Below are 4,655 nucleotides of genomic sequence, written 5' to 3'. Positions count from 1 at the left end.
AGGGAAAGAGGATGAAATCCTCTCTCCCCAAGGTGGCGCACCCCGTCGCGGGGAAGCCGATGCTCTGGCACGTCGCGCGCGCGGCGAAGGACGCCGGGATCACCGAGATCGTCTTCGTGCTCGGCCACGGCCGGGAGAAGGTGATCGGGACGACGGAAGAATTCGGCGGGAAGGTGGCGGTCCAGGAGAACCAGCTGGGGACGGGGGACGCCGCGCGGTGCGGGCTTTCCGTCCTGTCCCCCAAGGCGAAGGAGATCGTCGTCCTTTGCGGGGACGCCCCGCTCCTTCAACCCCTGACGATCCGCACCCTCCTCTCGGTCCGAAGACGCAGGAAGGCGGCCGCATCCGTGCTGACCGGGATCCTCCCCGACCCCGCCGGATACGGGCGGGTGCTGCGGAACCCGGACGGAACCGTCGCCCGCATCGTGGAGGAGAGGGATGGCGGCCCCGAGATCCGGAAGATCCGGGAAGTGAACTCGGGGACGTACGTCTTCGACCGTAAATTCCTCGTGAGGAACCTCCCGCGCCTGACGGACGTCAACGTGCAGCGGGAGTTCTACCTCACCGACCTCGTCGTGCAGGCCCTCCAGGAGGGGAAGATTGTCGTCCCCGTCGTCGCCGGGAATCCCGACGAGGTGCGCGGGATCAACTCCCGGAAGGAGCTTGCCGAAGCCACCGAGGTCCTGCGGCGGGCGAAGATCGACTCCCTGATGGAAGCCGGGGTGACCGTGGTGGCTCCTGACCGGACCTACATCGAGCCGGAGGTCCTCGTGGGGGCCGATTCGCTGATCGAGCCCGGGGTGGCGCTGCTCGGGAAGACGAGGATCGGGAAAGGGGTCCGGATCCAGACGGGCTGCGTCGTGGAGAACTGCCGGGTGGACGACGGCGCGCACCTGAAGCCGTACTCGGTGCTCACCGACTCGCACGTACGAAAGAGGGCGATTTTGGGCCCGTTCGCCCACTTGCGGCCGGAGGCAGACATTGGGGAGGATGCCCGCATCGGCAATTTCGTCGAAGTGAAGAAGAGCCGGATCGGGAAAGGGTCGAAGGCGAATCACCTGGCCTACATCGGCGACGCGATCGTGGGGGAGAAGGCCAACATCGGCGCCGGGACGATCACCTGCAATTACGACGGGATCGCCAAGCACACGACGGTGATCGGCGACGGGGTATTCGTCGGCAGCGACACGCAGTTCGTCGCCCCGGTCACGATCGGCAAGGGGGCCCTGATCGGAGCGGGCGCGACCGTCACCCAGGACGTTCCGCCGTATGCCCTCGCCCTGTCGCGGGTGGAGCAGACGGTGATCGAGAACTGGGTGATCCGGCGGATGCCGGAACTGCTGCGCAAGGCGGGGCTGACCATTCCCGTCGTGAAAAAGAAGTGACCATGTGCGGGATCGTCGGGTACACCGGGCCGAAGCAGTGCGGGGAGATCCTCCTCGACGGACTGCGCAAACTGGAATACCGCGGGTACGATTCGGCGGGGATCGCCGTCCTCGACGGCGGCGAAATCGTCATCCGCAAGAGCGAGGGGAAAATCACGCGACTCCTCGAACTGGTGGCCCGCGCCCCGCTCTCGGGGACATGCGGCGTCGGGCACACCCGGTGGGCGACTCACGGACGCCCTTCGGACGATAACGCCCACCCGCACAAGACGGGACAGGTGGCGGTCGTCCACAACGGGATCATCGAGAACCACCGCACGCTCAAGGAACTCCTGCTCGCGAAGGGACGGCGCTTCTGCTCGGAGACCGACACCGAGGTGATCGCCCACCTGGTGGACGAGTACGTCTCCCAAGGCCTGGGGCTCGAGGAGTCCGTCCGGAAGACGGTGGCGGCGCTTCAGGGGTCGTACGCCTTCCTCTGCCTCTCCGAAAAGGAGCCGGGGACGGTGGTGGGGGCCCGCCTGAACTGCCCGATGGTCGTGGGGGTCGGCGAAGGGGAGACCTTCCTGGCCTCGGACCTCCCTCCGCTGCTTTCCCACACCCGGGACGCTCTCTTCCTCGAGGACGGGGAGATCGTCGTTGCCGGACCGGGGGGGATACGGGTGACCGATTTCTCCGGGGACGTGAAACGGCGTCCTCCGGTCCACATCGACTGGTCTCCCGTCATGGCGGAGAAGGGCGGCTACCGCCACTTCATGCTCAAGGAGATCCACGAGCAGCCGCGTGCGATCCTGGACACGCTGGCGGGGCGGGTTCTCCCCGAGACCGGCGAGGTCTTCTTCGAAACGCTTCCGCTCGGCGAGGAGGAGCTGCGAAAGCTTTCGCGGGTGCTCATCGTCGCCTGCGGGACCTCGTGGCACGCCGGCCTGGTCGGAAAGTTCATGATCGAGCGTCTCGCGCGCCTGCCGGTGGAGGTCGACCTCGGCTCCGAGTACCGGTACCGCGACCCCGTCGTGGAGCCGGGGACCTTGTGCATCCCCGTGTCCCAGTCCGGGGAGACCGCCGACACGCTGGCGGGCCTTCGGGAGGCCAAGGGGAAGGGAGCGGCGGCGATCTCGATCTGCAACGTGGTTTCCTCCACGATCGCCCGGGATTCCGACGGGGTGATCTACACCCATGCCGGGCCGGAGATCGGGGTGGCGTCCACGAAGGCGTTCACCACCCAGCTCGTGGCGCTCTACCTGCTGGGCCTGCGCCTGGGACGGGCCCGCAGGATCCTTTCCCGGACGGACCTCTCCTCCCACCTGCTGGAGTTGAGCGACCTGGCGCGAAAGATCGAGGAGGTCCTCAAAAGGGAGGAGGAGATCGCCGCGATCGCCCGCAAGTACAAGGATTCCCGGGATTTCCTCTACCTGGGTCGCGGGATCTCCTACCCGATCGCGCTCGAGGGGGCGCTGAAGCTCAAGGAGATCTCCTACATCCACGCGGAAGGGTACCCCGCCGGGGAGATGAAGCACGGGCCGATCGCTCTCATCGACGAGCGGATGCCGGTGCTCGTCCTGTGCGCCCGGGGAGAAACGTACGAGAAGACCCTTTCCAACCTCGAAGAGGCCCGCACCCGCGGCGGGCGGATCATCGCGGTGGGCACCGAGGGGGACACCGACCTGCTCGACAAGGCGGAGGACGTCTTTTTCCTGCCGCCCTGCGGGGAGCTGGCGCGGCCGATCCTCGAGGTGGTCCCGCTGCAGCTATTGGCCTACCACATGGCGGTCCTCAAAGGGACCGACGTCGATCAGCCGAGAAACCTCGCCAAGAGCGTGACGGTGGAGTAGACCGCCGGTTCCGCTCCAAGCACAAGAGACATCCCGCATCGCCCGAAGTCGGAAATCTGTTGGTCAAGAGAGATGCTATTACGGGTCTCCTTGGCAATTCGGGCATTGAGGGGGTGGTTCCCCGCGGATGTACTTCGATTGGTTCTGCAAGAAATGGGTGTGGACCGGCCGCCTGACCACGATCGAGATCGAGGACAAACTCGGGAAGTATATCTTCCTGCGCCCACGACGTAAGAACTCCGCATCAGACAACATAGGTCGATGAAGTGGAGATTGTCCTCGGACCGGGTTCCCATGGGTAGATCGGCATTCAAGCTTGAACCGCTTTCCATGAATCCGACCGATGGAGGATAATGGCCTTGGTACCGCGAGAAAGGGGCTCATGACCACCCCGACGCCGACCGGCGCTCCCATCAACGTCCTCGTCGTCGACGACGAGAGCAACATCCGGAAGACCCTCGCCATCTGCCTGGAGGCCGAAGGCCACCACGTAACCGCCGTCAGCAACTTCCAGGACGCCGTTACAGCGGCGTCCCGCCGTACCTTCCACATGGCGTTCGTCGATCTCCGCCTGGGCACGGCGAGCGGCCTGGATTTGATCCCCGTGCTGCTCTCGGGAAGCCCCTGGATGAAGATCGTCGTCATCACCGCGTACGCTTCGATCGATACGGCCGTGGAAGCCATACGCCGTGGGGCGACCGACTATATCCCGAAACCGTTCACGCCGGCCCAGGTCCTTCTCGCCGTGCGGAAAGTGGAAGAAGTGCGGACGCTGGAGCAGAAGGTGGCTGCCCTCCGGGAGGACCTGGAGAGAATGGCCCCGGAGGTCCGTTTTTCGAGCGAAAGCCCCGCGATGCAGCGCGCCATGGAAGTGGCCCGGCAGGTCGCGCCTACCGACGCCGCGGTTCTCCTTCGGGGGGAGAGCGGGACCGGAAAAACCGTCCTGGCCCGCGCGATCCACGGCTGGAGCCGGCGCTCCGGGAAACCGTTCGGCGTGGTGTCATGCCCCTCCCTGCCGGCGGAGCTCCTTACGAGCGAGCTGTTCGGCCATGGGAAGGGTGCGTTCACCGGCGCAGTCCGCGACAACCCGGGGCGTGTCGCCGCCTGCGAGGGGGGAACGCTCTTCCTCGACGAGATCGGCGATCTCCCCCTTTCCCTGCAGCCCAAGCTGTTGCGGTTCCTGCAGGACCAGGAATACGAGCGGCTCGGCGATCCGTCGACGCGCAAGGCCGACGTACGCATCATCACGGCCACCAACCGGGACCTGGAAGGGGAGGTCAAGGCCGGGCGGTTCCGCGAGGATCTTTTCTATCGCCTGAACGTCATTCAGGTCGAGATCCCTCCATTGCGCGAACGTCCCCAGGATCTGGAGGTGCTCGCGAGGCAGTTGCTCGCTTTCTACGGCAGGATCCACCACCGCAGCTTCGCCGGGTTCACG

General features: G+C 65.9%; 3 protein-coding genes. All 3 read left to right on the top strand.

Translation table 11 applies throughout. From position 1 onward, the window contains the following. Positions 1-1,385: bifunctional UDP-N-acetylglucosamine diphosphorylase/glucosamine-1-phosphate N-acetyltransferase GlmU (glmU, locus tag VJ307_00220; protein ID HJX72549.1), on the top strand; the 1,385-nt coding region annotated here is incomplete at its 5' end. 2 nt (positions 1,386-1,387) lie between these two features. After that, on the top strand, positions 1,388-3,217 hold the full coding sequence (gene glmS / locus VJ307_00215) for a glutamine--fructose-6-phosphate transaminase (isomerizing) (protein HJX72548.1): 1,830 nt from the start codon (positions 1,388-1,390) through the stop codon (positions 3,215-3,217). A gap of 382 nt (positions 3,218-3,599) precedes the next feature. Then, positions 3,600-4,655: sigma-54 dependent transcriptional regulator (locus VJ307_00210; protein HJX72547.1), on the top strand; the 1,056-nt coding region annotated here is incomplete at its 3' end.

The sequence above is a fragment of the Candidatus Deferrimicrobiaceae bacterium genome (assembly GCA_035256765.1).
Lineage (GTDB): Bacteria > Desulfobacterota > Deferrimicrobia > Deferrimicrobiales > Deferrimicrobiaceae > CSP1-8.
This window is presented reverse-complemented; position numbering and strand designations above follow the sequence as displayed.

Bases quoted from the DNA above. Each gene is read 5' to 3' on its own strand.
- glmS (HJX72548.1), top strand. From the start codon at position 1,388: ATGTGCGGGATCGTCGGGTACACCGGGCCGAAGCAGTGCGGGGAGATC.